Source organism: Bradyrhizobium sp. USDA 4532 (assembly GCF_024171315.1).
GTDB lineage: Bacteria > Pseudomonadota > Alphaproteobacteria > Rhizobiales > Xanthobacteraceae > Bradyrhizobium > Bradyrhizobium australafricanum.
In genome coordinates this window covers 5,266,023-5,290,759 of record NZ_JALJZN010000001.1, presented here as the reverse complement: position 1 = coordinate 5,290,759, position 24,737 = coordinate 5,266,023, and the positions used below count along the sequence as shown (strand labels likewise).

24 protein-coding genes are annotated in these 24,737 nt (G+C 65.1%); 14 read left to right on the top strand and 10 right to left on the bottom strand.

Annotated elements, in window-relative coordinates:
• Positions 1-41: 41 nt before the first annotated feature.
• Entirely contained in the window at positions 42-1,106 is a 1,065-nt protein-coding gene (locus tag J2R76_RS24370) for an aromatic ring-hydroxylating dioxygenase subunit alpha (RefSeq protein WP_076832425.1), read from the top strand.
• 279 nt (positions 1,107-1,385) lie between these two features.
• Positions 1,386-2,543, top strand: a complete 1,158-nt coding sequence (locus J2R76_RS24365) for an alpha/beta fold hydrolase (protein ID WP_083715161.1) — start codon at positions 1,386-1,388, stop codon at positions 2,541-2,543.
• Between the two features lie 76 nt (positions 2,544-2,619).
• On the opposite strand, the gene J2R76_RS24360 is transcribed toward J2R76_RS24365, so the two are convergent.
• Together J2R76_RS24360 and J2R76_RS24355 are read right to left on the bottom strand one after the other, a co-directional pair.
• A complete protein-coding gene (locus J2R76_RS24360; RefSeq protein WP_076832423.1) occupies positions 2,620-2,970 on the bottom strand; it encodes a RidA family protein in 351 nt (116 codons plus the stop codon).
• A 120-nt stretch (positions 2,971-3,090) separates the two neighbouring features.
• Positions 3,091-4,548, bottom strand: a complete 1,458-nt coding sequence (locus J2R76_RS24355; protein ID WP_253625092.1) for a CDGSH iron-sulfur domain-containing protein — start codon at positions 4,546-4,548, stop codon at positions 3,091-3,093.
• Positions 4,549-4,653: 105 nt separating this feature from the next.
• On the opposite strand from J2R76_RS24355, the gene J2R76_RS24350 reads away from it, so the two are divergent.
• Together J2R76_RS24350 and J2R76_RS24345 are read left to right on the top strand one after the other, a co-directional pair.
• Positions 4,654-5,001, top strand: a complete 348-nt coding sequence (locus tag J2R76_RS24350; protein WP_057016039.1) for a helix-turn-helix domain-containing protein — start codon at positions 4,654-4,656, stop codon at positions 4,999-5,001.
• A gap of 219 nt (positions 5,002-5,220) precedes the next feature.
• Positions 5,221-5,580, top strand: coding sequence for a hypothetical protein (locus J2R76_RS24345; protein ID WP_057016166.1), 360 nt, complete (start codon positions 5,221-5,223; stop codon positions 5,578-5,580).
• Positions 5,581-5,665: 85 nt separating this feature from the next.
• On the opposite strand, the gene J2R76_RS24340 is transcribed toward J2R76_RS24345, so the two are convergent.
• A complete protein-coding gene (locus J2R76_RS24340) occupies positions 5,666-7,324 on the bottom strand; it encodes an FAD-binding dehydrogenase (protein ID WP_253625091.1) in 1,659 nt (552 codons plus the stop codon).
• Positions 7,325-7,602: 278 nt separating this feature from the next.
• Between J2R76_RS24340 and J2R76_RS24335 the strand changes: the two genes are divergently transcribed.
• The 5 genes from J2R76_RS24335 to J2R76_RS24315 all read left to right on the top strand — a co-directional run bounded on the left by J2R76_RS24335 (position 7,603) and on the right by J2R76_RS24315 (position 11,989).
• A complete protein-coding gene (locus tag J2R76_RS24335; RefSeq protein ID WP_057016040.1) occupies positions 7,603-8,070 on the top strand; it encodes a hypothetical protein in 468 nt (155 codons plus the stop codon).
• 209 nt (positions 8,071-8,279) lie between these two features.
• Positions 8,280-8,414, top strand: a complete 135-nt coding sequence (locus J2R76_RS24330; protein WP_276486903.1) for a hypothetical protein — start codon at positions 8,280-8,282, stop codon at positions 8,412-8,414.
• Positions 8,415-8,432: 18 nt separating this feature from the next.
• On the top strand, positions 8,433-9,023 hold the full coding sequence (locus J2R76_RS24325) for an SCO family protein (protein ID WP_057016042.1): 591 nt from the start codon (positions 8,433-8,435) through the stop codon (positions 9,021-9,023).
• Between the two features lie 91 nt (positions 9,024-9,114).
• Positions 9,115-10,167 carry a transporter substrate-binding domain-containing protein gene (locus J2R76_RS24320; RefSeq protein WP_253625090.1) on the top strand — a complete coding sequence of 351 codons (1,053 nt, stop codon included), beginning with the start codon at positions 9,115-9,117 and terminating at the stop codon, positions 10,165-10,167.
• Positions 10,168-10,348: 181 nt separating this feature from the next.
• Positions 10,349-11,989 (top strand): lysine--tRNA ligase, encoded by a 1,641-nt coding sequence (locus tag J2R76_RS24315; RefSeq protein ID WP_253625089.1) that lies wholly within the window; start codon positions 10,349-10,351, stop codon positions 11,987-11,989.
• 12 nt (positions 11,990-12,001) lie between these two features.
• Here the strand turns inward: J2R76_RS24315 and J2R76_RS24310 are convergent, their stop codons facing one another.
• Positions 12,002-12,934, bottom strand: a complete 933-nt coding sequence (locus tag J2R76_RS24310) for a 2-dehydropantoate 2-reductase (protein ID WP_253625088.1) — start codon at positions 12,932-12,934, stop codon at positions 12,002-12,004.
• Between the two features lie 259 nt (positions 12,935-13,193).
• Between J2R76_RS24310 and J2R76_RS24305 the strand changes: the two genes are divergently transcribed.
• The gene (locus J2R76_RS24305) at positions 13,194-13,979 is read left to right on the top strand and encodes a class II aldolase/adducin family protein (RefSeq protein WP_253625087.1); all 786 of its coding nucleotides are present in this window, start codon (positions 13,194-13,196) and stop codon (positions 13,977-13,979) included.
• 166 nt (positions 13,980-14,145) lie between these two features.
• On the opposite strand, the gene J2R76_RS24300 is transcribed toward J2R76_RS24305, so the two are convergent.
• The gene (locus tag J2R76_RS24300) at positions 14,146-14,799 is read right to left on the bottom strand and encodes a helix-turn-helix transcriptional regulator (RefSeq protein ID WP_016844853.1); all 654 of its coding nucleotides are present in this window, start codon (positions 14,797-14,799) and stop codon (positions 14,146-14,148) included.
• A 199-nt stretch (positions 14,800-14,998) separates the two neighbouring features.
• Between J2R76_RS24300 and J2R76_RS24295 the strand changes: the two genes are divergently transcribed.
• Together J2R76_RS24295 and J2R76_RS24290 are read left to right on the top strand one after the other, a co-directional pair.
• Positions 14,999-15,343, top strand: a complete 345-nt coding sequence (locus tag J2R76_RS24295) for a DUF952 domain-containing protein (protein WP_199805200.1) — start codon at positions 14,999-15,001, stop codon at positions 15,341-15,343.
• Positions 15,340-16,437, top strand: a complete 1,098-nt coding sequence (locus J2R76_RS24290) for a quinone-dependent dihydroorotate dehydrogenase (RefSeq protein WP_168858458.1) — start codon at positions 15,340-15,342, stop codon at positions 16,435-16,437. The genes J2R76_RS24295 and J2R76_RS24290 overlap by 4 nt, the downstream gene beginning before the upstream one ends.
• A gap of 269 nt (positions 16,438-16,706) precedes the next feature.
• On the opposite strand, the gene J2R76_RS24285 is transcribed toward J2R76_RS24290, so the two are convergent.
• From J2R76_RS24285 to J2R76_RS24265, 5 genes are all read right to left on the bottom strand, one after another.
• Positions 16,707-18,032, bottom strand: coding sequence for an MATE family efflux transporter (locus tag J2R76_RS24285; RefSeq protein WP_253625086.1), 1,326 nt, complete (start codon positions 18,030-18,032; stop codon positions 16,707-16,709).
• A 114-nt stretch (positions 18,033-18,146) separates the two neighbouring features.
• Positions 18,147-18,881: an MBL fold metallo-hydrolase gene (locus J2R76_RS24280; RefSeq protein ID WP_253625085.1), complete on the bottom strand. Its 735-nt coding sequence runs from the start codon at positions 18,879-18,881 to the stop codon at positions 18,147-18,149.
• A 20-nt stretch (positions 18,882-18,901) separates the two neighbouring features.
• Positions 18,902-19,207: a DUF6460 domain-containing protein gene (locus J2R76_RS24275; RefSeq protein ID WP_028334595.1), complete on the bottom strand. Its 306-nt coding sequence runs from the start codon at positions 19,205-19,207 to the stop codon at positions 18,902-18,904.
• A gap of 194 nt (positions 19,208-19,401) precedes the next feature.
• On the bottom strand, positions 19,402-21,054 hold the full coding sequence (locus J2R76_RS24270) for a cisplatin damage response ATP-dependent DNA ligase (RefSeq protein ID WP_253625084.1): 1,653 nt from the start codon (positions 21,052-21,054) through the stop codon (positions 19,402-19,404).
• Positions 21,051-22,109 (bottom strand): ligase-associated DNA damage response exonuclease, encoded by a 1,059-nt coding sequence (locus J2R76_RS24265; protein ID WP_253625083.1) that lies wholly within the window; start codon positions 22,107-22,109, stop codon positions 21,051-21,053. Before J2R76_RS24265 ends, J2R76_RS24270 begins: the two co-directional genes overlap by 4 nt.
• A gap of 130 nt (positions 22,110-22,239) precedes the next feature.
• Here J2R76_RS24265 and J2R76_RS24260 point away from each other — a divergent pair, with 130 nt between their 5' ends.
• Both J2R76_RS24260 and J2R76_RS24255 read left to right on the top strand, forming a co-directional pair.
• Positions 22,240-23,166, top strand: coding sequence for a class I SAM-dependent methyltransferase (locus J2R76_RS24260; RefSeq protein ID WP_076832394.1), 927 nt, complete (start codon positions 22,240-22,242; stop codon positions 23,164-23,166).
• 282 nt (positions 23,167-23,448) lie between these two features.
• Positions 23,449-24,675, top strand: a complete 1,227-nt coding sequence (locus tag J2R76_RS24255; protein WP_253625082.1) for an ABC transporter substrate-binding protein — start codon at positions 23,449-23,451, stop codon at positions 24,673-24,675.
• Positions 24,676-24,737 lie beyond the last annotated feature (62 nt).

Here is a 24,737-nt window from a genome sequence, read left to right as displayed (position 1 = left end):
CCTAACCTCGTCGCAACCAAATCTTGCATCGGGAGGGAGAGATGGCTGACGACGGAATTTTCCTGCGCAACACCTGGTACGTGGCGGCGTGGAATCACGAACTGATCGACGGCAAGATGGTCGCGCGCACCATCCTGGAACGGCCGATCGTGCTCTATCGCGGGTCGAGCGGCAAAGTCGTCGCGCTGGACGACCGCTGCTGTCATCGCGCCGCGCCGCTTTCGATGGGACGCATCGAGGGCGACGACATCAGGTGCATGTACCACGGCATGAAGTTCGCTGCCGACGGCAAATGCATCCAGATTCCCGGCCAGGACACGATCCCCGCGAAGCTCGGCGTGCGCAGCTATCCCGTGGTCGAGCGCTACAATTTGATCTTCATCTGGACCGGCGATCCCGAGAAGGCCGATCCGAAACTGATCCTCGACTATCCGCCGCTCGAGGATCCCAGATGGCGCGGCCTGCCGGGTTACATGCACTACAAGGCCAACTGGCTCCTGATTGTCGACAACCTCAGCGACTTCGCGCATCTCGCCTTCGTGCACACCAACACGCTCGGCGGCTCCGAGGAATACGCCTACAAGACCAAGCCGGTCGCGATCGAGAAGCTGGACGACGGTTTCCGTGTCGAGCGCTGGCACATGGGCGCCGAGCCGCCGCCCTACCACAAGAAGGTGATCCCGAACAAAACCGACAAGATCGACCGCCGCAATATCGGCCGCATGATCGTGCCCGGCATCTTCACGCTCGACACCACGTTTGCGCCGGCGGGGCAGGGCGTCGAGAAGGGCGTCCAGGTTCCGGGCACGCGGTCGTATCGCAACGCGCAGTTCATGACGCCGGAGACGCGCTCGACCACACACTTCTTCTGGAATTATCTGCACGATTTCGACATCGACAATCCGAACATCGCGCTGTCGCTGCGGCACAGCCTCGAGGAAGGGTTCAACGAGGACAAGGATATCATCGAGGCGCAGCAGCGCGTGTTCGACGCCGATCCGGACTATCAGCTGCTCGCGATCGGCGCCGATGCCCCGCTGACCTATTTCCGCTGGCTGTTCGCGCGCAAGCTCGAGGCGGAGAAGGGCACGGCACGCGCCGCCTAGAGCATGATCCGGAAAAGGGTGGAGCGGTTTTCCGAAAAGATCATGCTCAAACAAGGAGCTAAAGCGCGATGATGATTCAACCCAATCTCATCGCGCTTTGGTCCGCTGAAACGACGGACTTTTGCTGCTTGGCAGCAAGCGGCGCCGGGGTCGCGAGATCGTGACATCCCGGCGTGGCTGCCGCGCCAGCCGGTTTGGCGTAAACTGATCCGACCTGAATTTGTGGGCGTGAAGGTGACCCGCGTTGGCCAGACCATCCCGGTAGCGATCAATCGGTGAATGAGCTTGCCCGAAAAGACGGATCGATCGGATCGAAGTGCGAGCACCAGCTGGGCGCAGGACGCCTGGCTATGGCCGTTTGAAGCCGCGCGATTGGCGCTGGACATCTACTCGCAGTGGTACCCTAACCGTCCGCCCGAGCCCACGGATTCGCCGGGCGAAGCGGCGGCGCTGCCCTGGACGACAGCCCATTCGGTCGCGCTTCAGCTGCCGTCGATGTGCCTGCTGGATTTCTCGAGAGCGGCCGAAGGCCGGCCGCTGCTGGTCTGCGCGCCCTATGCGCTGCATCGCGCGCAGATTGCGGATCTTGCCCCCGGCCACAGCCTGATGGAGGCGTTGCAGAAGGCCGGCGTTGCGCGTCTCTATCTCACGGATTGGCGCTCGGCGGCACCGGAGATGCGATATTTCTCGATCGACACCTTTCTGTCCGATCTCAACGTGGCCGTCGACACGATCGGGCCGCCGGTCGACCTTGCAGGTCTCTGTCAGGGCGGCTGGCTGTCGTTGCTCTATGCGGCGCGCTTTCCCGGCAAGGTACGGCGGCTTGTGCTTGCCGGCAGCCCGGTCGACGTCTCGGTACCGTCGGAGCTTTCCCGGATGGTCGCCTCGCTTCCATCGCAAGGCTTCGAGGCGCTGGTCCGTCAGGGGGATGGGATCATCAGCGGCAAGCACATGCTGCAGGCCTGGAGCATCCCGTTCACCATGCGTGACGCGGAAGCGGCGCTGCAGAGGCGGCTCGACCGCAATTCGGAGGATGCGCGGGCGTTGCTCGATCGCTTCACGCGCTGGAATGACGAGACGCTCGATCTGCCGGGCACCTACTACCTCGAAGTGACCGACTGGATCTTTCGCCAGAACCGGATCGCGGCTGGAGACTTCGTTGCGCTTGGCTGCAAGGTCGATCTCGCTGCCGTGAAGCAGCCCGTCTTCCTGCTCGCCGCAGAGAACGACATCGTTGTTCCGCCCGACCAGGCATTTGCGACAGCGCGGCTCTTGGCCACGCCGCCCGCGTGGCTGCAATGCCATACTGAGCCGTGTGGTCACCTCGGACTGTTCATGGGCTGCAAGGCTCTCGCCGGTTCATGGCGCCGGATTGCCCGCTGGCTTCAGTCCGATCTCGGTGAGGCTGCGGGCGAGCGAGCGCGGATCAGCGCGTGAGTGCTAGATGAAAATGCCCCGAATTGCGCTTTGCGATCCGGGGCATCCGGTATCCTTTGGATGACGTGCGTCGCGTCTATTTCGCCGCGACGACCATGATCTCGACATTGTACTGCGGCGCCGCCAGCTTGGCCTCGACGGTGGCGCGGGCCGGGGTGTTGCCCTGCGAGACCCAGCCGTCCCACACCGCGTTCATTTCCGGGAACGTCTTCATGTCGGTGATGTAGATCGTCGCGCTGAGCAGCTTCGACTTGTCGGTGCCGGCCTTGGCGAGGTGGCCGTCGATGATCGCCAGGATGTCCTTGGTCTGGTCGGTGACGCTGCCGCCCGCGGCCTTGCCGGCGACGACGCCGGCGAGATAGACGGTGTTGCCGTGCACGACGGCCTGGCTCATGCGCGGGCCGGTTTCGAAACGCTGAATGCTCATTTGGGTCTCCACTGAATGGCGGGCACTGTCTAACCTGCCAGAGCGAGCGCCGCCACTGCACAATTTGCAGCGCCGTTCACCGAAATCGCTCGAAATTGCTCCGAGATCGGCTCGGCGCAATCAGGTCGGCGGATTCTGCCCATTCGCCCAGCGCGCGAACAGTGCCACTCGCTCGGCCGGCCAGGCGCCATCGCAGGGCATGGTCCCGGCCTTGAGCCGTGCCAGGATTTGTTGGCAGTGCCTGGCGACATCCGCCTCGTTCCAGAGATCGAAGGCGAACAGCATCGAACTGCGGTCCATCGGCCGGAACAACGGCCGGATGTGCTGCTCGAACTGCACGGCCTCGTCGGGACCGGGGAGTGCCACGCTGATCTCGTTCGCGGCCTGCGCATCGCTCGCCGTTGCGGACGGCCGCGCAGCGGGCGTTGCGTTGCAGACCCACCACCATCGCGGCACCGGCATGTTCGGCGGCGGTGTCGCGCCGGCGCCGGAATTCTCCACCGCGATGCGCGAGCCCCATTCGATATAGGCGACGAAGGCGGCGCGGAATTCCGGATCGCTCGGCAAGCCGGCATCGTCGGCGCTCTGCACCATGTAGGTCGCCCACAATGCGCGCTGCTCCGGCCGGATCTCCTTGCCTATGTGCTGCGACACCATCCGGCGATAGCCGCCATAGCGCTCGGTGTAGAAGCACGGACCGCCGAACACCTCGCTGAGCCACGCCGCCACCCGCTCCGGATGGTCCGGCGACATCTCGGCGAACAGCGGCCCGAGCAGCGGATCTTCCGGCACGTAACGACTGTAGAAGATGCGCGTCATGTCGAGCAGCGCCGGATAGCCGCCGGCCCATTCGAACAGAGTCGGCTCGCGCATCGGATCGGGATCGGGAACGGGATCGCGAAACGCGACGTTCCAATGCATGCCGCTGCAAAACGGCTTGTTCAGCGACGCGCCGCAGCGGCACAGGCTGGCATGCTCTTGCGACGCGCCCGCGTTCTGTGTGATCGGCGCGCCATCCTCATCGACCAGTTCGACATCGCCGGTGACGCGATAGGGCCCGTCCTTCGACACTTCGATCTGCGGCGGCCTGCTGACGTCGGACAGGCTGGCGTCACGCTTGGGGCCGATACCGATGCCAAGCGCGCCCGAGGGGCATCTGCGCACCGCGTTGAGGAGGTCGTCAAACCGCGCCCCGCTGGGTGCGATGAAAGGCTGCTCGCCGAGACGAAACACGGAGGTGAGACGGTCGGTGCAGAAGCCGGAATGCGCGCAGGTGCCGCGATTGTCGAACACGAACGCCTGCTGCCCGGCATAGACCTCGAGCCTGTCCGGCGCGCGCCGCGGATCCCTGGCGTCGGTGAAGCCGCGCGCGACGTGGCTGTCGTCGCAGAACGGCCTGGTCTGCGATTGTCCGCAGCGGCACAGCCGCATTGGGGCCTCGGCTGCGATCGGCACGCCGAGATGATCGACGATCGGAATGCCGGGCTCCGGTTCGTAGGGCCCGTTGCGTCTGACGACGATGCGTTTGCGCGGCTGTTGCTTGTCGCTTGGACCTTGGGCGGAATTGTCGTCTGTCATGCCTTGCAATGATCCCTGAACTCGCCCAACCCGTGCAATGCGTGCTTAGATGGATCGATGGCGGCTCTCAACGAACCAGATGGAAAGTGCCGCGGGAGAGTTGCAATGATCCGCAAGACCAAGCGCAAATATGGTTGCCCGGTCGAGTTCTCGATCGATCAGCTCAGCGGCAAATGGAAGACGGTGATCCTGAGCCGGCTCAAGGTCCGGCCGATGCGCTATGGCGAATTGCGCCACGACATCCCGCAGCTCAGCGACAAGGTGTTGACCGAGCGCCTGCGCGATCTCTGCAATTCAGGCTTCGTCAGGCAGGAGCGCGGCGGCGGCTCCTCGCGCTATTGCCTGACCAAGCGCGGCGAGATGCTGAAGCCGATGCTGCAGGCACTCTACGATTGGGGCGAAGCCAACGCCGATACGTTCGGCGTCCGCTTCCTCAGCGCGGAGGCGGACTAGAGCAGGAATGCGCAATTTCGGAATATTAGAATAATACCCCTGAGTTGCCGGACGTGTCAAGTTGTCTGGTCGAACGCTGGCTACCGCCGGCTACTTTGCATGGGGTTGTTTTCGATATTTTGGCAGCGCCCCTGGGACGAACGGATTTCCGGCCGGAACCTTAAGCGAGGAGAGCGCGTTCTCGCGGGATGTTGGGGGCAATCAACACAAGGAATGCTCATGCGCATCCGTATCTCTACGGCATCCGTCATCGTTGCGGCGCTCTCGCTTGGAACACCTGCCTGGGCGCAGGTGCAGGGAACGCAACCGAAGGCGATGCCGCAGGCTCAATCTGACCAGCCCAATGCCATCCGGAGCATACAGGTCGTGGACATCAAGGAACTCAAGCCCGACGCCCGGTCGAAGGTCGAGGCTGTCGTGGCAAAGGCAAGCGAAGACGACCTGCGGAACCTTCGCGGTTCCATCGACGCGTCTGAAGAAGCGGTATCCGCGCTGAAGGCGAAGGGCCTCAGCTCGGCACAAGTTGTCGCGGTCAATCTCACCAACGGCATCCTGACGCTTTTCACCAAGACGGCCTGATCGCAACACGGCTCGGGGAACTTCCGCTGAAAAGCCCGCCGGTTCACGCCGGCGGGCCAACGACTGGATCTCGGAGTAGCACGCCTCAGTTCGCCGCCTTCGCCGCCGCACGTCCCGCGTTGCGGCCCGAGAACAGGCAGCCGCCGAGGAACGTGCCTTCCAGCGAGCGATAGCCGTGCACGCCGCCGCCGCCGAAGCCGGCGGCTTCGCCAGCCGCGTAGAGGCCGCGGATGATCTGGTGATCGTTGCTGAACACGCGCGAATCGAGATCGGTCTCGAACCCGCCGAGCGTCTTGCGGGTGAGGATGTTGAGCTTCACCGCGATCAGCGGGCCGTGCTCGGGATCGAGGATGCGGTGCGGCTTGGCGGTGCGGATCAATTTGTCGCCGATATAGCGCCGCGCATTGTGCAGGTTCATCACCTGCGCATCTTTGACGTAGGGGTTGGTGATCTCGCGATCGCGCGCCTCGATCTGGTTTTTGATGGCGTCGAGCTGCAACAGGTCGTTGCCGGCGAGCTTGTTCATGGCGCCGACCAGATCGGCGAGATTGTCGCGCACGATGAAGTCGGCGCCGTGCTGCTTGAACGCCTCCACCGGCCCCGGCGCGCCCTTGTTGGTGGCGCGCTTGATCGTCATGCGCCAGCTCTTGCCGGTAAGGTCCGGGTTCTGCTCCGAGCCCGACAGCGCGAACTCCTTCTTGATGATGCTCTGGGTCAGGATGAACCACGAATAATCGTAGCCGGTGCCCATAATGTAGTGCAGTTGCCCGAGCGTGTCGGAGCCCGGGAACAGCGGTGCCGGCAGCCGCTTGCCCGTCGCGTCGAACCACAGCGACGACGGACCCGGTAGGATCCGGATGCCGTGACGCGGCCAGATCGGGTTCCAGTTCCGGATGCCCTCGACATAGTGCCACATGCGGTCGCGGTTGATCAGCCGGCCGCCCGCCGCCTCGGTGATGCCGATCATGCGGCCGTCGACATGTTCGGGCACGCCGGAGATCATGAATCTGGGCGGCTCGCCGAGCCGCTTCGGCCAGTTCTGCCGCACCAGGTCATGATTGCCGCCGATGCCGCCGGACGCGACGATTACCGCAGGCGCACGGAAGGAAAAATCGCCGACGGCGTTGCGCGAGGAACTCTTGCCGCGCTGGACTGAGGTCGGTTCCAGGATCGCGCCGCTGACGCCGTCGACCACACCGTTGGTGACACTGAGCGCATCGACGCGGTGGCGGAACTTGAACACCAGCCGTCCGCTTTTCGCGGCCTCGCGCGCGCGGCGCTCGAACGGCTCGACGATGCCGGGGCCGGTGCCCCAGGTGACGTGGAAGCGCGGCACCGAATTGCCATGGCCCATCGCGTCGTAACCGCCGCGCTCGGCCCAGCCGACCACAGGGAAGATGCGATGGCCCATCGCGCGCAGCCAGTCGCGTTTCTCGCCGGCTGCGAATGCGACATAGGCCTCGGCCCATTTGCGCGGCCAGTAATCCTCCTCGCGATCGAAACCCGCGGTGCCCATCCAGTCCTGCAGCGCGAGCTCGACCGAATCCTTGATGCCGAGCCGGCGCTGCTCCGGCGAATCGACCAGGAACAGGCCGCCAAACGACCAGAAGGCCTGGCCGCCGATGCTTTGTTCCCCTTCCTGGTCGAGCACGATGACGCGCTTGCCTGCGTCGGCGATCTCGGTTGCTGCCACGAGGCCGGCAAGCCCCGCGCCAATCACGATCACATCTGCATCGTCAGCCATGTTCAGGTCCCCCGTCCCGCCGAGATTCAAGACCGCCTCATTGCGTGCGGTCAACGCCAAATGGACCTTGCCTGTGGCGGCGGAGCACCAAGCACGTGCGCCGCGCTGTTCCAGTTTGGGACCTTTCCCCACTTTCACTGCAGCGTGCGCGCAACACCCAATTTGAATTTGTTTTGACCGGCTTCACTCGTCTGGACAAAAATCCGCGCGCGCAACACGCTCACGATTGTCTTGCATCACAGACCAAACAGATTCGGTTTCGACTGGGGCTGGCCAAAATGAAGTTGATGACGGGGTTGCTCGCTGCGGTTCTCCTGCTGGCGGGAATGGGGGTGTCTCAAGCTGTAGTCAGGATCGCCGACGATCGCGGCGGCAAGATCGGCGTCTATGTCGACAGGTATCAGGACCTGCGGACTTCGGGCGAGACGGTCATCATCGACGGGCTGTGTGCCTCGGCCTGCACCATCGTGCTCGGCAAGGTTCCTCACGACCGGATCTGTGTGACCTCTCACGCCAGCCTCGGCTTCCACGCAGCCTGGGATTACGGCGATAACGGCCGTCCGGTCCCTAATCCCGAAGCCACCCATATGCTGTACCTGATGTATCCGCCGGCGGTACGCAGATGGATTTCGGGGCGTGGTGGCCTGACCCGGCGCATGATCTTCCTGCGCGGCAAGCAACTGCAGGCGCTGTACAAGCCGTGCTATCTCAACGCCCAGGCCTCGGCGCCGAAGCCCGCGCACTAAGCTCCGGCTGCTTCTCTGTTTGACCCTCGTCGGCCATTGGCCTCGGCAGACGCCGGGGCATGAACGCGCCGGCACCGGATTAGCTCGCCATCATTTGACGGCCTGCGACCGCCATTGCGCTTGCTGCCTGCCGGAACCCGGCTTATCTCAGCCTCATGGTTCAGCCGATCTCCACCCGATCCGAGCTCGTAACGGCTCCACAGACCCGGGTGGCGTCTGCGATCCTGTGGGGTGCGGCCGGTATCGGCGGATTGGCCCTGCTTGCCGCTGCCGCGCTCTGGTTCCACTACGGGACCGCGGTGTTTTTCGAAATGATCACGGCCGGCATCTCCGCCTGCTTCTGACAAGGACGCCCTCGCATCATGCCCCGGACCACGCGCCCATTGGTGATCTTCGCTGCCTTCGCGGGCAGTCTGGCGGTCGGCCTGTTCCTCATGCTGTGGGCGATCGGCGGCTTGCGCACCGTTGCCGCGCCGGCCGCGATCGGCGGGGCGTTCCAGCTCACCGACCAGTCCGGCCAGACCGTTACCGACAAGAACCTCCAGGGCAAGCCGACCCTGATTTTCTTCGGATTCACCCATTGCCCGGATATCTGCCCGACCTCGCTGTTCGAGATCTCGGAGGTCCTGAAGGCGATGGGCAAGGACGCCGATCGCGTGAATGCCTATTTCGTCTCGGTCGATCCGGAACGCGACACCGCCACCGCAATGAAGGATTACCTGTCGAGCTTCGATCCGCACCTCAAGGGCCTGACCGGCGATCCCGCCGCGATCGCCAAGGTCCTGTCGAGCTATCGTGTCTACGCCAAGAAAGTGCCGCTGAAGGATGGCGACTACACGATGGACCACACCGCGCTGATCTATCTGATGGACCGCGACGGTCATTTCGTCGCGCCGTTCAATCTGAAACGGACGCCGGAAGAAGCGGCGGCCGATCTCAAACGGTACCTCTGATCGCCATTTCCGGTTCAGAATTAACCCAATCGGCGCTCGCTTCAGGCGCCGATTCGGCTATAAGCCGTTCAATTTCCTGAAATTGCCGGTTATGCCAAATCCGCCTGTCCAGCCCTTTGCCGTCCGTTCGCGCCAGCTTCGCCTGGCCGCGGGCATGATCGCGGCTGCCTTGCTGGCCTTGGCGTACCCTGCAATTGCACAGACACCCCCCGCACAGGCGCCGGCAGCCAAGACGGCTCCTGCTCCGGCTCCGCCCACCAAGGCGGCCCCCGCACAAGCGACACCTTCGGCGCCGGCTGCACCGCAGGCAGCGCCTGCGGCCCCCGCGGCAACCCAGGCGGCCCCGACCCTGCCGCCCAAGGCCGCCGCCGAGGCCGCGCCGCAGGCGGTGCCGGGTTTCTGGGACCCGCGGCGCCGGCCGGACCGCCCGGACCTGTCGCGCCTCACCGTGATCCGCTTTCTGACCGAGACCGACTATCCGCCGTTCAATTTCACCGGTCCCGACGGCAATCCGGCCGGTTTCAACGTCGACCTGGCGCGCGCGCTCTGCGACGAGATCAAGGTCACCTGCACCATCCAGATGCGCCGCTTCGAGACCCTGATCGATGCCCTGGCGACCAACCGGGGCGACGCCATCATCGCGTCGATGGCCGTGACGCCGCAGCTGCGCGCCAAGGTCGATTTCACCGATCCCTATTACCGCGCGCCGGCCCGCTTCGTGTCGCGCCGTGACAACGCGATGCCGGAAATCCGCCCGGAATATCTCGAGGGCAAGAAGGTCGGCGTCATCGCCGGGACCTCGCACGAGGCCTACCTCAAGGCGATGTTCACCGACGCCGAGATCCATTCCTATCCGGATAACGACGCGCTGCGCGCGGCGCTGCGTCGCGGCGAGGTTGACTTCATCTTCGGCGATGCGATCTCGCTCGCGTTCTGGATCAACGGCACCGATTCCGCCGAATGCTGCGCCTTTGCCGGCGGCCCCTTTGTCGAGAGCCGCTATTTCGGCGAGGGCGTCGGCATCGCCGTCCGCAAGGGCAACGACCTGCTCCGGCAGTCGCTGAACTGGGCGCTGTTCCGGATCTGGGAAAAAGGCCGCTTCACCGATCTGTGGCTGCGCTATTTCTCGGTCAGCCCGTTCTGAGTTCGTCATTCCGGGATGGTCCGTAGGACCAGACCTCAGGGGTGCAATTGCACCCCGGGGAATCTCGAGATTCCGGGTCCGATGCTGCGCATCGCCCCGGAATGACGACAAACGTCCCGTCGTTTTGCATTTTGCCGCGAAAGCGTTAGTTTTCGCGGCCTTTTTGGAGAGAACCTGAGGAATGTCCGTGATTGATCCTTCTGCCAGCCCGAGCGACCTGCGGGCGCTCGCCGAACAATCCAACGCCTGGCCGTTCGAGCAGGCGAAAGCGATTGTGGCGCGGCTGAAGAAAAATCCCAAGGACGAGGTGCTGTTCGAGACCGGTTACGGCCCGTCGGGCCTGCCGCATATCGGCACGTTCGGCGAGGTCGCGCGCACCACGATGGTGCGTCACGCCTTCCGCGTGCTCACCGAGGACAAGATCAAGACGCGCCTGCTCGCCTTCTCCGACGACATGGACGGCCTGCGCAAGGTGCCGGACAACGTGCCGAACAAGGAGCTGCTGGAGCAGCATCTAGGCAAGCCGCTGACCAAGGTGCCCGATCCGTTCGGCACCCATCCGAGCTTTGGCCAGCACAACAATGCGCGGCTGCGCGCCTTTCTCGACCAGTTCGGCTTCGACTACGAGTTCGCGAGTTCGACCGAGTACTACACCTCCGGCCGCTTCGACGCCGCGCTGCTACGCATGCTGGAGCGGATCGAGAAGGTGATGGCGATCATGCTGCCGTCGCTGCGCGAGGAGCGCGCGGCGAGCTACTCGCCGTTCCTGCCGATCTGCCCGCGCACCGGCCTCGTGCTCTACGTGCCGGTGACGGCGCACGACGCCAAAGCCGGCACGATCTCCTACGAGGATCCCGATACCAAGGAGAACGTCACGGTTCCTGTCACCGGCGGCCGCTGCAAGCTGCAATGGAAGCCGGACTGGGCGATGCGCTGGTACGCGCTCGGTGTCGACTATGAAATGGCCGGCAAGGACCTGATCGACTCGGTGAAGCTGTCGGGCAAGATCTGCTCGGCGCTCGGCGGCACGCCGCCGGAAGGTTTCAACTACGAACTGTTCCTCGACGAGAAGGGCCAGAAGATCTCGAAGTCGAAGGGCAACGGCCTGACGATCGACGAGTGGCTGCGCTATGCCTCGCCGGAATCGCTGTCGCTGTTCATGTATCGCGAGCCCAAGGCGGCGAAGCGGCTCTATTTCGACGTCATCCCGCGCAATGTCGACGATTACCAGCAATTCCTCGACGGCTTCACGCGGCAGGAAGCGCGGCAGCAGCTGCAGAATCCGGTCTGGCACATCCATTCCGGCAAGCCGCCGCAGGCCGACATGCCGGTCACCTTCCAGCTGCTGCTGACGCTGGTGTCGTCGTCGAACGCGGAGAATGCCGAGACGCTGTGGGGTTTCATCGGCCGTTATCGTCCGGGCGTGACGCCGCAGACCCATCCGAAGTTAGATGCGATGGTCGGCTACGCCATCAACTACTATCGCGACTTCGTGGCGCCGACCAAGCAGTTCCTCGAGCCGACCGAGGGAGAGCGCGCCGCGCTGCAGGATCTGCGCGATGCTCTCGCCAACATGCCGGCGGACGCGAGCGCGGAAGACATCCAGAACGTGGTCTATGAGATCGGCCGCCGCGAGCCGTTCCTCGACATGGTCAAGAAGGGCAAGGACGGCCGTCCGGGCGTCTCGCTCGACTGGTTCAACATGCTCTACCAGGTGCTGCTCGGCCAGGAGAAGGGCCCGCGCTTCGGCTCCTTCGTCGCGGTCTACGGCGTGCAGAACGCGGTCAACATGATCGACGGCGCGCTGGCGCGGTCGTCGTAGGGATCGCGCCGCTCATCGCCGCTCGGCCTGCGCCGCGTCGCGCAGGCCGTCGCTGGTGGCGCGCAACAGCGTCAGCAGCAGGCCGTTGAGCGGCGTCGGCACGCCGTGCCGTTCGCCGGCCGCGACGATCGCGCCGGTGAGAGCGTCGGCTTCGAACGGGCGTCCCGCGACACGATCGAAATACATCGAGGTGCCGGCGTCCGGCGGATAGGTCAACAACGTCGCCAGCATCAGCTCGGCCTCGTCGGGCGCGAGCTGGGCGCCGTCGGCGCGGCCGACATTCGCGGCCTCCTCGAGGATGGCGCGGCACAACGCCTTGACGTCCGCTCGGCGGAACACCGCCTGCCGCTGCAAGGTGAGCGCGGTGATCGGATTGGCGACCGCATTGAGCAGAAGCTTGCGCCACGCCAGCGTGGTGAAATCGGCGGAGCGCCGCACGCGCATCGCCGTGCCATCCAGCAGCGCTTCGAACGCGCGTCCGTCTGTGTCATCGGCAACCGCGAATTCATGCTCGCCGGCGCGGCGGAAACGGACGCGATCCGGCGCCAGCCGCTCGCCGTTGTAATAGACGATGGTCGGCACGACGGTGGCGGCGCCGACCAATGGCGCCAGCCGCTCCGCGTGGCCGATGCCATTCTGCAGCACCGCGACACGCGTCCGCGGCCCGCACAGCCTCTGCAGCCAGGGCGCGCTCGATTCCGTGTCCTGCGCCTTGGTTGACAACAACACCCAGTCGACTGGCGTAGCCGCTGCCGGATCGGTGAGGGCGCGCAGCGGCACCTCCACCGTGCCTTCCGCCCGCTCGACCGTGAGCCGATCGAGCGGCCGCCGGGCACAGGCGATCACGTCATGCTTGTCGACCGCCCGCAGCAGGCCGGTGATGATGCCGCCGATGCTGCCGAGGCCGACGATGGCGATGGTCTTGCGGTCGGATGGTCCTGTCATTGCGTAACTCTGGGCTTTGCGGAGTGTGTTGCGTTGGGTTGGAAAGTCAGGCCGCTCATGTGGCTTTCCGCCGCAGCCAACAAAGCCGCCGATCCGCGGTCTTCGCAGCGCATCATCACATAATGACGCCGAGCCCGCAAAATTCGGATAGCAGGCCATCGGCAATTTCACCGGAGCCTGGCGCCGGATTGCGCTACACTCGCATCCATAAAATCAGCACGGTCTCCGCCGAGAGGCCGGCACAGATGGGAGCATGCGCATGCAGTTCAGGGTTTCGCCGACATCGCTGCAGGACAGTTCGAGCGCCGAGGAATGGCAGGCGCGGGTCGATCTCGCGGCGGCGCATCGGCTCGCCTACATCCACGGCTTTTCGGAAGGTATCTTCAACCACCTCACCTTGGTGGTGCCCGGCCGCACCGACCGCTACTACCAGATCCCGTTCGGCATGCACTGGTCGGAGGTGACAGCATCCTCCTTCATGGAGGTCGGCATCGACGATGCCGAGGTGAAGCGCGGCGAGGGTGAGGTCGAGCGCTCCTGCTATTGCATCCATGCGCCGATCCACAAGGCGCTGCCGCAGGCCAAGGCGGTGTTCCACACCCACATGCCGTATGCGAGCGCGCTGACGCGGCTCGAGGATCCGCGCATCAAGGAGATCGGCCAGACCGAGGTCGGGCTGTCGGAGGCGATCGCCTATGACGATCTCTATACCGGCCCTGCGCTCGATCCCGAGGAAGGCGCGCGGCTCGCCAGGGTGATCGGCAACAAGACCATCCTGTTCATGGCCAATCACGGCATCTCGACCGTCGGCGAGACGGTCGCCGATGCCTTTGACCGGCTCTATTACATCGAGCGCGCCGCACAGGTGCAGATCTACGCGATGTGGACCCAGCAGCCGCTCAAGCAATTGCCGCAGCATGTGGTGGAGAAGACCAAACGCGATTTCCGCGACGACCATCTCTACAACGGCCCGTCTCCGGCGCAGCGGCATTTCGATGCGCTGAAGCGGATGCTGGATCGCAAGGAGCCGGACTACGCGACGTAGGCGATGGCAGCGCCGCAAATTTCACCGTCGTCCCGGCGAACGCCGGGACCCATTACCACAGGGGCATGTTGTCGAAGCCAGCCGTGGCCCAGTGGTGGTTATGGGTGTCGGGTCGCGCTTCGCTTGCCCGGGACGACGCCGGTTTTGTGGCTACTAATTCAGCCGATTACTGGCTCGCCCACACCACGCGTGCGATCCACGCGACTTCCTCGGCATCGAGCATGCGGTCGGGGTGCTCCGGATTGAGCGATGCGAGTTCGAGCATCTTGGCGGTGCGGCGTCTCAATTCTTTTACCATCACCTCGCCGCCGGTCGTGCGCACCACCACGCGGTCGCCGCGGCGGATCGCGGTCGCGGGTGACACCACGATGATGTCACCTTCGCGATAGGCCGGCTTCATCGAGTCGCCCTCGATCTCCAGCGCATAGGCGTGTTCGTCTGATGTCGCCGGTAGCGCCACTTCGTCCCAGCCCTTGCCGGCGGGAAAGCCGCTGTCGTCGAAATAGCCGCCGGCTCCGGCCTGCGCGAAGCCGATCAGCGGCACCGACTGTCCGCCGCGCGCGCCATCGCCGAGCAACTGCACGAAGGTCTCCATGCTGGCATTGCTCGCGGCCAGCGCCTTGGAGAGCGATTCGGTCGAAGGCCAGCGCTCGCGCCCGTCGCCGGTCACGCGCTTGGATTTGTTGAAGGTGGTGGGGTCGAGGCCGGACTGCTTGGCAAGGCCCGACGGCGACAGCCCGGCGCGTTCGGCGAGCCGGTCGAGCGCGGCCCAGACCTGCGCGTGGGTCAGCGGTCGGGTGGCTTTGGGCTGTTTGGCCATCGAGGGTATCCCGGATGGTAGGAATTATTGCCTGAAACTTGGCGTTTTCGCAAATCTGTCGGCCGATGTGCCCCGGCACCGCTTGAGTTGCGCCGCCGCCGCCGATACGGTCCCTCGCTCGCCAGATGGCGTCTGGGGCATTTCCCCTCAAATCCGGATAAAACCCCAAGAGACTCAAGGACAAAGGGAAGGCCGGCCCGTGCCGATGATCTACAAAATCACCCCCGCTTCGGCCTGGCGCGAGGCTGAGCGGCAGGGCGTGTACCGGGGCAGTGCCGACGACAAACGCGACGGCTTCATCCATTTTTCCACCGCCTCCCAAGTGGCCGAGACCGCGCGCAAGCACTACCAGGGGCAAACTGGCCTGTTCCTGGTCGCGGTCGATGCCGATGCGCTGGGTGATGCCCTGCGCTGGGAGCGGTCGCGCAACGACGAGCTGTTCCCGCATCTCTATGGCGAGCTCGACCTCGGCGCGGTCATCGAGATCCTCGACCTGCGCGCGCGCTCCGACGGTGGCCACGACGTTCCGGAGCTCAAGCCGTGATCCGTGCCTTCGACGCCTTCTCGCTGCCGCTGCTGCGTTGGTTCGATCCCGAGGATGCCCATCGCATGGCGATCCAGGGCCTGAAGCTGCTGCCGCCGATCCGGCAGCGGCCGGATGATCCCAAGCTCGCGGTGCGCGCCTTCGGACTCAACTTTCCAAATCCGATCGGCATGGCGGCGGGCTTCGACAAGAGCGCGGAGGTGCCCGACGCGCTGCTGCGGCTCGGCTTCGGCTTTGTCGAGATCGGCTCGGTGACGCCGAAGCCGCAAGGCGGCAACCCGCGGCCGCGGCTGTTTCGCCTGGAGCGCGACGAGGCCGTCATCAACCGCATGGGCTTCAACAATGACGGCGCGGAGGTCGTGCTGCGGCGGCTCGCCGCGCGCGCCAGCGTCGGCGGCATCGTCGGGGTCAATGTCGGGGCCAACAAGGATTCGCCCGACCGCGCCGCCGATTATGTGAAGCTGATCGAGACGTTTGCGCCGGTCGCCAGCTATTTCACCGTCAATGTCTCCTCGCCGAACACGCCGGGCCTGCGCAATCTGCAGCAATCGGCGGCGCTCGACGATCTGCTGGCGCGGGTCATCGACACCCGCGAGCGCGTGCGCAAGAACGCCGGCGACTCGCCGGTCCTGCTCAAGATCGCGCCGGATCTCAGCCTCGCCGAGCTCGACGACGTCGTGCACATCGCCCGCTCGCGGCGCGTCGACGGCATGATCGTCGCCAACACCACGCTGGCGCGTCCCTCGACCTTGCGCGAGGAGAATCGCGCCAAGGAGCAGGGTGGCCTGTCGGGCCGTCCGCTGTTCCGGCTGTCGACGCGGATGGTGGCCGAGACCTATGTCCGTGTCGAAGGCGCGTTTCCGCTGATCGGCGTCGGCGGCATCGATAGCGGCGGCGCGGCACTGACCAAGATCCGCGCCGGGGCCAGCCTGATCCAGCTCTATTCCTCGCTGGTCTACAAGGGCCTCGGCCTCGTCGACGACATCAAGCGCGATCTGTCCTCGACCCTGCTGCGCACCGGCCGCGACTCGCTGTCGGAAATCGTCGGCGCCGATGCTGCGACGATTACGGCCGAGGACTGGCCGGTGAGGTAGTTGTCCGTCGCCCGGATGAAGCGAAATCCGGCTGCGCTTTAACCTCCCCTTGAAAAGGGGAGGTCGCTTTGCTCGCCAGAGCAAAGCGGGTGGGGATCAGCTCTCTCCATGAGCTGCGTCGCCTGCGGCTGACCCCCATCCCGACCTTCCCCCTTTCAGGGGGAAGGGGAAGAGAACTTCGTAGCCCGGATGAAGCGAAGCGAAATCCGGGACGGACTTCCCGCGGATGCAGACCCCGGATTTCGCTTCGCTGCATCCGGGTTACGGACTTACGCCGTCTTGAACGTCTTCCTGAGCAGCGCCGGATAGCGCAGGCCCTGCAGGCCGCCGCGCGCGACGTAGAAGCCGAGCAGCGCGATCCACAGGCCGGTGTTGCCGAACGAGCTGAGCGCCCACCAGGTGGCGAGGAAGATCGCAAGCGAGGCCAGCATCAGATTGCGCATCTCGCGCGCCCAGGTGGCGCCGACATAGATGCCGTCGAAGCCGAACGCGAACACGCCGGGCAGGGGTGCCAGGATCACGAACGGCAGGAACTCGCGCGCATAGCGGCGCACGTCGTCGCTGGTCGTCATCAGATTGATCAGCGCCGGTCCGAACAGCGCGAACAGCACCGACACCGCCAGCGCAAAGCCGATGCCCCACAGCAGCACCAGCCGGGTCGAATCGGAAAAGCCGCGTGGATCGCGCGCGCCGAAGGCGCGGCCGCACAGCTGTTGGGCGGCATTGGCGAGACCGTCGAGGAAGAAGGCGCTGACCAGCAGGAAATTGTTCAGCACCGAATTCGCCGCCAGCGTCACGTCGCCTTCGCGCGCGCCCTTGGCGGTGAAAAACAGGAACACGACGATCAGCGCCGCGGTGCGGACCATGATGTCGCGATTGACCGCCAGCATGCGCATCAGCTTGGCGCGGTCGAACAGCGTCGCCGCGGGAACGGCGAAGCCGCCTTGCGAGATCCGCCACGCCACCACGATGCCGGCGGCGAAACCGGCGGTCTCGGCGAGCACGGCGGCGATCGCGGCACCGGCAATGCCGGCGCCGTAGACCTGCACCAGCAGCACGGTCGCGGCCATGTTGATCAAATTGATCACGATCTGCAGCGCCAGCGCCAGATTGGCGCGGGCCTGGCCGACCAGCCACCCCAGGATGACGTAGTTGGCGAGCGCCAGCGGCGCCGACCAGATCCGGATCATGAAATAGCTCTTGGCCGCGCGCGTGACGCCTTCGCTGCCGCCCATCAGCTGGAACGTGACCGCGGCGAGCGGCACCTGCAGCGCGATCAGCGCCGCGCCGATCAGGCCGGCGACGATGAAGCCGCGCACCAGGATGGCGGCATATTCCTTGATCTCGCCGGCGCCCTGCGCCTGTGCGGTGAAGGCCAGCGTGCTCATGCGCAGGAAGGCGAACAGCCAGAACAGGCAGTCGAAGATCACCGAGGCCATCGCCACGCCGCCGAGCAGCGCGGCGTCGTCGAGGCGGCCGATCGCGGTGGTCGAGACGATGCCGATCAGCGGCGTGGTCAGGTTGGCGACCATCGCGGGGCCGGCGATGGCGAACACCTGGCGCGTCGTGATCTTCGGGTGGATGGGTGCGTGCATGGCTACAGTTGCAAGGAATATCCGTTTCTATCGCGTCGACCGTCGTGCGGCCATGCCGGAATTGTTCTCAGAGCAAGGCGATGGCGGAAGATCGGCGGGCAAGGCATTGCTTGGTCAGAGCGCCACGACCATGCCGTCGCTCGCCGCCGTGTAGGGCAAATCGTCGATGCGGCCGAGCATGTCGTCGCTCATATGGGTCAGCACCACGCGCCTGGCGTTGATGGCGGGCAAATGCGCTTCCAGCGTCTTCAGGCTGAGATGGTTCTTGACCATCTTGTCGTAGGTATAGGCTTCGGCGATGAAGAGGTCGGCGTCCTGCGCCGCCGGGATCAGCGCGTCGGTCCATTCGGTGTCGGCGCTGTAGCTGATGATGCGGCCTTCCGCCTCGACGCGGTACGCGAGGAACGGCCCGCCGGACTCGCCATGCACGACAGGGTAGGGCGTCACGGTCACCTCGCCGAAGCTGCGCGTTTCGCGCGGCGCCAGCGTAACGACGGATAGATCGAAGCGTTGTTTGGTTTTGGAGGAATGCTCGAACATCACCTCCATCACCGCAGGCAGTTTCATTTCGATGCCTTCGGGCCCTGCGATCACCAGCGGCCGGGTGCGGCGGGAGAACTGCGCGTCGAGCAGGAAGAACGGCAGGCCGGCAAAATGGTCGCCATGGAAATGCGTGATCAGGATCAGGTCGATCGCGTCGCGGTCGATCTCGAGCCGCTTCATCGCCGGCAGCGATGAGGCACCGCAATCGATCAGGAAATTGCTGCGCGCACCGCTGACGTGGAAACAGGTGTTGAAGCGGCCGCCGGAGCCGAATGCATCGCCGCAGCCGACAAATCGCAATTGCATCGGCTGCGAACTCCCTGAGATCAGCGGCCGCGCGGCGCGCCGAACAGCCGCGACAACAGCCAGATCGGAATCACGATGACGGCGCCGAGCAGGAAGTAGCGCCAGGCCCAGTTGATCGCATCGAAGCCGAAATCCCAGATGCTCTGGAACAGCCTGCGGATGCTGTTGAGGATGTTCCATGGATCGAGGCCGATCGCGGCGAGCACGACACCGACCAGAATCGACAGCAAAATCAACCGGAACGCCACAGAGAGCGGCGATCCGCCGAGAAAGCGGTACAGGCCGTCACTCCGGCCGGCCGGCAAGTCCCGGATGTCGTTTGGCATTGCTGTCTCCAATAGCGTTTTCGCGCGAAGTGGGCACCGGTTCGCGTGAAGAAAGCGCGTCAAAACAAAACCTAAACCTCGATTCTGATCCCATCAGAACCGAGGTCTAACGGAATCGCCCGCATTATAGGTCACGGCGGTGCACATGGGAAACCCGCGCACCGCGATCAATGGCTGTCATGCGCGCTTGGGATTTAACTTCCTGTCATGGAGATTAACATCCGTTCAAGCGTCTCCAGCCGGTCGGCTTCGCGCGGCGGCTTGTCCCAGCGCAGGCGGCTGATCCGGGGGAAGCGCATTGCGACGCCGGATTTGTGACGCGGCGAGCGCTGCAAGCCCTCGAAGGCGACCTCCAGCACCAGCCCCTGATCCGGCTCGTGCACGACATGCCGCACCGGGCCGAACTTCTCGGTGGTGTTGCGGCGGACGAAACGGTCGATCTGCAACAACTCCTCGTCGGTGAAGCCGAAATAGGCCTTGCCGACCGGCACCAGCTCGTCGCCATCATCGCCATGAGTCCAGACCCCGAACGTATAGTCGGAGTAATAGGACGAGCGCTTGCCGTGGCCGCGCTGGGCATACATCAGCACGGCGTCGATGATGTGCGGATCGCGCTTCCACTTCCACCACGGGCCCTTCGGCCGTCCGGGCAGATAGGGCGCGTCGCGCCGCTTCAGCATCACGCCTTCGACCGCGTCGGCATCGTCGCCGGCGCCGGCGCTCTTGGGATCGGCGCGCGCCGCGGCCAGCTCTTCCCAGCTCGCGAACGGGACGGTTGGCGACAGATCGATGCGCGGATCATTCAGCTTGGCGATGAAGCCTTCGAGATGCGCGCGGCGTTCGGTGAAGGGCAGCTCGCGCAGATCGTTCTCGTCGTCGCCGAGCAGGTCGTAGGCGCGCAGGTGGATCGGAAATTCCTTGATCAGCTTCGGCGAAACGACCTTGCGGTTCAGCCGCTGTTGCAACACGTTGAAGGTCTGCACGCGGCCGTCGCGCAGCACCAGCAACTCGCCGTCGATCGCGCCGGGCAGATACAGCGACGGCACCAGATCCGGAAAGCTGCCGGTGATATCCTCGCCGGTGCGCGAATAGAGCCGCGCCTGGACGTGGCCGCGCGCATCGCGGCCGGACACCGCCTGCACCCGGATGCCGTCCCATTTCCATTCCGCGCTGAAATCGGCGGCGTCGAGGTTGGCGAAATCGCCATCCTCGATCGCATGCGCCAGCATCACCGGGCGGAACGGCGCAGGGTCGCGGTTGACCGGTTTGTCTCCGCGGCCCTCGAGCCAGGCGAACAGCTCGAGATAGGGCGGCGACAAGCCCGGCCACAGCAGCTCGATCTCGTGCGGGTCTTTGTCGCCGAGCGCCGCCGCCGCGGTCTTCGCCAGCCGCGCCGAGATCCCGATCCGCATCGCGCCGGTGACGAGCTTCAAGAGCGCCCAGCGCCCGGTCTCGTCGAGCTCGTCCAGCCAGCGCGCCAGCTGCGCCGGCAGCTCGGCCTTGCCGAGCGTGCGCAGCGTGATGACGACATCAGTCAGCGTCGGGGGAGGCGGGTTGTTGTGGCCCGGCAGCTCCGCCTTCGGCCACATTAGCGCGACCGTCTCCGAGAGGTCGCCGACGTAATCATAGGAGTAGCCGAACAGCACCGGATCGGCGCGTTCGGTGATCAGGTCGCGGATCAGGCCCGGCTTGGCGTGCTTGAACGACAGCGCGCCGGTCAGCGCCGCCAGCGCGTAGCCGCGGTCGGGGTCCTCGGTCTCGCGGAAATAGGCGACCAGCAGCTTGATCTTGTTGTTGCGGCCGGGCTCGTAGGCGAGGCGGTCGAGCAGCTCGGCAAAACGGTTCATGTTTCCGCCTCGCCGGCGGGCTGGGCCTCGCCGGTCAGTGCGGCCGTCTCGCCTTCATCCTCGTCGCCATAGCCGACCAGATCGAGCGGCCGCGCGGCAAGGCCCCTGGTCTTGCACCAATGCACCAGCGCATCTTCCTGGCCGTGGGTGACCCAGATCTCGCCTGCACCAGTGGCGGCGATCGTCGCCGTCAGCCCGTCCCAATCGGCATGATCCGAGATCACCAGCGGCAGCTCGACGCCGCCTTGCCTGGCCCGGGCGCGCACGCGCATCCAGCCCGAGGCGAATGCGGTGACTGGATCGGGAAAGCGGCGCGTCCAGACATCGGATGTCGCGCTTGGCGGTGCCAGCGTGATGGTGCCAGCAAGCTCAGCCTTCTTCATGCCGCGCGCGGGCCGGAGCTCGCCGAGCGCAATGCCGCGCTCCTGATAGTAGTAGGTGATCTTCTCCATCGCGCCATGCAGGTAGATCGGCGCGTCGTAGCCGGCCTCGCGCAGCAGCGCGATCACGCGCTGCGCCTTGCCGAGCGAATAGGCGCCGACCAGATGCGCGCGCTCCGGGAACAGTTTGACCGAGGCCAGCAGCTTGTTTACTTCGCCGGCGGCATCGCCATGGCGGAACACCGGCAATCCAAACGTCGCCTCCGATATGAAGACGTCGCAGGGCACCAGCTCGAACGGCGCGCAGGTCGGATCGCGCGCATCCTTGTAGTCGCCGGAGGCGACGATTCGGGTGTCCTTGCAGGTCACCGATATCTGGGCGGAGCCCAGCACGTGGCCAGCGGGATGAAACGTCACCGTGACGTCGCCGAGCCTGATCTCCTCGCCATAGGCGATCGCCTGCACAGAGCCGGCGAAGTTCTCGCCGTAGCGCAGCCGCATCATGTCGAGCGTTTCCTGGGTCGCGAGCACAGCGCCGTGGCCCGCCCGCGCATGGTCGGAATGGCCATGGGTGATCAGTGCCCGCTCGACCGGCCTGACAGGATCGATGTGGAAGCCGCCGGGCTTGCAGCAAAGCCCGGCCGGGACGGGCATCAGGATGTCTTGCGGGCGCATCGCCACTATATAGGCGCTCGATCCGCGATGTTTAGCCGGATCCGCGGGCTTGACCCGTGCATCCATCTCCGGAAAAAGTCCGTGCTTTGATGGATGGCCGGACCCGGCCGAGATTGGTTCCTTAAAGCGAATGGCCCCCCGCCTGTTTCTGTCCTCCGGCGATCTCGTCGCCGACCGCCGCTACGAGTTCGCGCGCGACCTGCAATTGAAGGGCGATCTGCCGGCTGCCGCCGAGCTGCTCGAACAGGCAATCGAGCTTGTGCCGAAATTCCCGTCGGCCTGGTACACGCTGGGCAAGATCCGCCTGGAGCTCGGTCAGCGCGAGGCCGCGATCGCAGCGTTCCGCGGCGCGCGCGACGCCGATCCCGAAGACCGGCATGGCGCCGGCCTTCGCCTGATGCAGCTCGGCGTCGAGGCCGTCAGCGCGATGCCGCCGGGCTATGTGCAGACGCTGTTCGATCAATATGCGCCGCGCTTCGAGGCCGCGCTGGTCGGCGATCTCGGCTATCGCGGCCCGGCACTGCTGTTCAAGGCGGTGCTGTCGGTGCGTGCGGGCGCAAAGAAGCCGGCCTTCTTCAAGCGTGCGATCGATCTCGGCTGCGGCACCGGGCTGGCGGCCGGCGCATTCGCCCGGCATGTCGATCGCTTCATCGGCATCGACCTGTCGCCGCGCATGATCGACAAGGCGCGCGCCACCGGCCTCTATGCCGAGCTCGAGGTCGACGACATGTTGAAGGCCATTTCGGCCAGGCGCGAGGCCAGCGCCGAATTGATCCTGGCCGCGGATGCAATGGTCTATGTCGCCGATCTCGCGCCGGTGCTCGCCGAGGCCAGCCGTGTGCTGGTGGCAGGCGGCGTGCTCGCCTTCACGGCCGAGACCCATGACGGCGAAGGCGTCATCATCGGCGAGGGACTGCGCTACGCCCACAGTGCAGCTTACGTGCGCGACTCCGTCGCTGCCGCGGGGCTGACGCTGGCCCAGCTCGACGATCTCTCGGCGCGCAATGAAGACAATATCCCGGCACCCGGACTCGTCGCCGTGGCTGTGAAGCCGTGACGCTTTTCACCCTCTCCCCCTGTGGGAGAGGGTCGCTTCGCGCAGCGAAGCGGGGTGAGGGGTCTCTCTCCGCGGATAGAGATCCCTCATCCGGCTCGCATCTTCGATGCGAGCCACCTTCTCCCACAAGGGGAGAAGGGAAGAGAGCACCGCCTCGCACTCAAACTTGAGTCTACACGCTACGCATTTGCCGTGACGCGGCATTGCGCCGCAAAGCTGTGACTTCGCGCTTGCCCGGCGCAGGGCGGAATGCGAGAGCTTTTCGCCTCAGGGAGAGAAATAATGAAAAAGCATACACGGCGCGAGTTCGGCGCCACCGCATTGTCTGTGATCGCCGTGTCCGTGCTGCCCGCGCCTTTTGTGCGGGCCGCCGACAAGAAGTACGATCCGGGTGCGAGCGATACCGAGATCAAGCTCGGCCAGACCGTTCCGCATTCCGGCCCCGGCTCGCTCTATGGTGTGCTGGGCCGCGTCGGCGAAGCCTATTTCCAGATGCTGAACGACAAGGGCGGCATCAACGGCCGCAAGGTGAAATTCCTCACCATGGACGATGCCTACAGCGCGCCGAAATGCGTCGAGGCGACGCGCCGTCTGGTCGAGCAGGAGGAGGTGCTGGCGCTGTATGGCTCGCTCGGCACCGCGCCGCAGACCTCCGTGCACAAATATCTCAATTCCAAGGGCGTTCCCCAACTGCTGTTGAACACCGGCGCCTCGAAGTGGAACGATCCGAAGAATTTCAAATGGACCATGGCGGGCCTGCCGCTCTATCCGACCGAGGCACGCGTTCTCGCCAAGCACGTCGTCAGCGTGAAGCCGAACGCCAAGGTCGGCATCCTCTACCAGAACGATGATTTCGGCCGCGACTTCCTCGGGCCGTTCAAGAAGGTGCTGGCCGATGCCGGCGGCAAGGCAAAGGTGATCATGGAGCAGACCTATGATCTCACCGATCCGACGGTCGATTCGCAGCTCATCAATCTCTCGAAGTCGGGCGCCGACGTCTTCTACAACATCACCACCGGCAAGGCGACGTCGCAGTCGATCCGCAAGGTGACCGAGCTCGGCTGGAAGCCGCTGCAATTGCTGTCGGCGGGCTCGACCGGTCGCTCGATCCTGAGCGCCGCGGGCCTCGAGAACGCCAAGGAGATCGTCGCGATCCGCTATAACAAGGAAGTCGGCGTGCCGCGCTACGAGAAGGATCTGGACGTGATCGCGTTCGAGGAGCTGCGCAAGAAGTACCTGCCGAACATCGACCCCGATAACACCATCGCCTTCGCCGGCTACGGCCAGGCGGCGACGATGGGCGAAATCCTGCGCCGCTGCGGCGAGGACCTGACCCGCGCCAACGTGCTGAAGCACGCCACGACGCTCGCCGGCTTCCACTCGCCCTATTTCCTTGACGGCATCAATTACAGCTACACGCCCGACGACTACACGCCGATGAAGACGCTCTATGTCTCGATCTTCAACGGCAAGGATTGGGACCTTTCCGACCAGCCGATGACGGAGTAGTTGGGTAAGCCTCGCTCTCTCGTCCCCCTCGCCCCGCTCTTGCGGGGAGAGGGCGGGGTGAG

Bases quoted from the DNA above. Each gene is read 5' to 3' on its own strand.
- J2R76_RS24345 (WP_057016166.1), top strand. From the start codon at position 5,221: ATGCGCATCCGTATCTCTACGGCATCCGTCATCGTTGCGGCGCTCTCG.
- J2R76_RS24325 (WP_057016042.1), top strand. From the start codon at position 8,433: ATGCCCCGGACCACGCGCCCATTGGTGATCTTCGCTGCCTTCGCGGGC.
- J2R76_RS24370 (WP_076832425.1), top strand. From the start codon at position 42: ATGGCTGACGACGGAATTTTCCTGCGCAACACCTGGTACGTGGCGGCG.
- J2R76_RS24320 (WP_253625090.1), top strand. From the start codon at position 9,115: ATGCCAAATCCGCCTGTCCAGCCCTTTGCCGTCCGTTCGCGCCAGCTT.
- J2R76_RS24265 (WP_253625083.1), bottom strand. From the start codon at position 22,109: ATGCGCCCGCAAGACATCCTGATGCCCGTCCCGGCCGGGCTTTGCTGC.
- J2R76_RS24270 (WP_253625084.1), bottom strand. From the start codon at position 21,054: ATGAACCGTTTTGCCGAGCTGCTCGACCGCCTCGCCTACGAGCCCGGC.
- J2R76_RS24275 (WP_028334595.1), bottom strand. From the start codon at position 19,207: ATGCCAAACGACATCCGGGACTTGCCGGCCGGCCGGAGTGACGGCCTG.
- J2R76_RS24350 (WP_057016039.1), top strand. From the start codon at position 4,654: ATGATCCGCAAGACCAAGCGCAAATATGGTTGCCCGGTCGAGTTCTCG.
- J2R76_RS24280 (WP_253625085.1), bottom strand. From the start codon at position 18,881: ATGCAATTGCGATTTGTCGGCTGCGGCGATGCATTCGGCTCCGGCGGC.
- J2R76_RS24260 (WP_076832394.1), top strand. From the start codon at position 22,240: ATGGCCCCCCGCCTGTTTCTGTCCTCCGGCGATCTCGTCGCCGACCGC.
- J2R76_RS24355 (WP_253625092.1), bottom strand. From the start codon at position 4,548: ATGACAGACGACAATTCCGCCCAAGGTCCAAGCGACAAGCAACAGCCG.
- J2R76_RS24300 (WP_016844853.1), bottom strand. From the start codon at position 14,799: ATGGCCAAACAGCCCAAAGCCACCCGACCGCTGACCCACGCGCAGGTC.
- J2R76_RS24360 (WP_076832423.1), bottom strand. From the start codon at position 2,970: ATGAGCATTCAGCGTTTCGAAACCGGCCCGCGCATGAGCCAGGCCGTC.
- J2R76_RS24285 (WP_253625086.1), bottom strand. From the start codon at position 18,032: ATGCACGCACCCATCCACCCGAAGATCACGACGCGCCAGGTGTTCGCC.
- J2R76_RS24305 (WP_253625087.1), top strand. From the start codon at position 13,194: ATGCAGTTCAGGGTTTCGCCGACATCGCTGCAGGACAGTTCGAGCGCC.
- J2R76_RS24310 (WP_253625088.1), bottom strand. From the start codon at position 12,934: ATGACAGGACCATCCGACCGCAAGACCATCGCCATCGTCGGCCTCGGC.
- J2R76_RS24255 (WP_253625082.1), top strand. From the start codon at position 23,449: ATGAAAAAGCATACACGGCGCGAGTTCGGCGCCACCGCATTGTCTGTG.
- J2R76_RS24335 (WP_057016040.1), top strand. From the start codon at position 7,603: ATGAAGTTGATGACGGGGTTGCTCGCTGCGGTTCTCCTGCTGGCGGGA.
- J2R76_RS24365 (WP_083715161.1), top strand. From the start codon at position 1,386: ATGAGCTTGCCCGAAAAGACGGATCGATCGGATCGAAGTGCGAGCACC.
- J2R76_RS24315 (WP_253625089.1), top strand. From the start codon at position 10,349: ATGTCCGTGATTGATCCTTCTGCCAGCCCGAGCGACCTGCGGGCGCTC.
- J2R76_RS24340 (WP_253625091.1), bottom strand. From the start codon at position 7,324: ATGGCTGACGATGCAGATGTGATCGTGATTGGCGCGGGGCTTGCCGGC.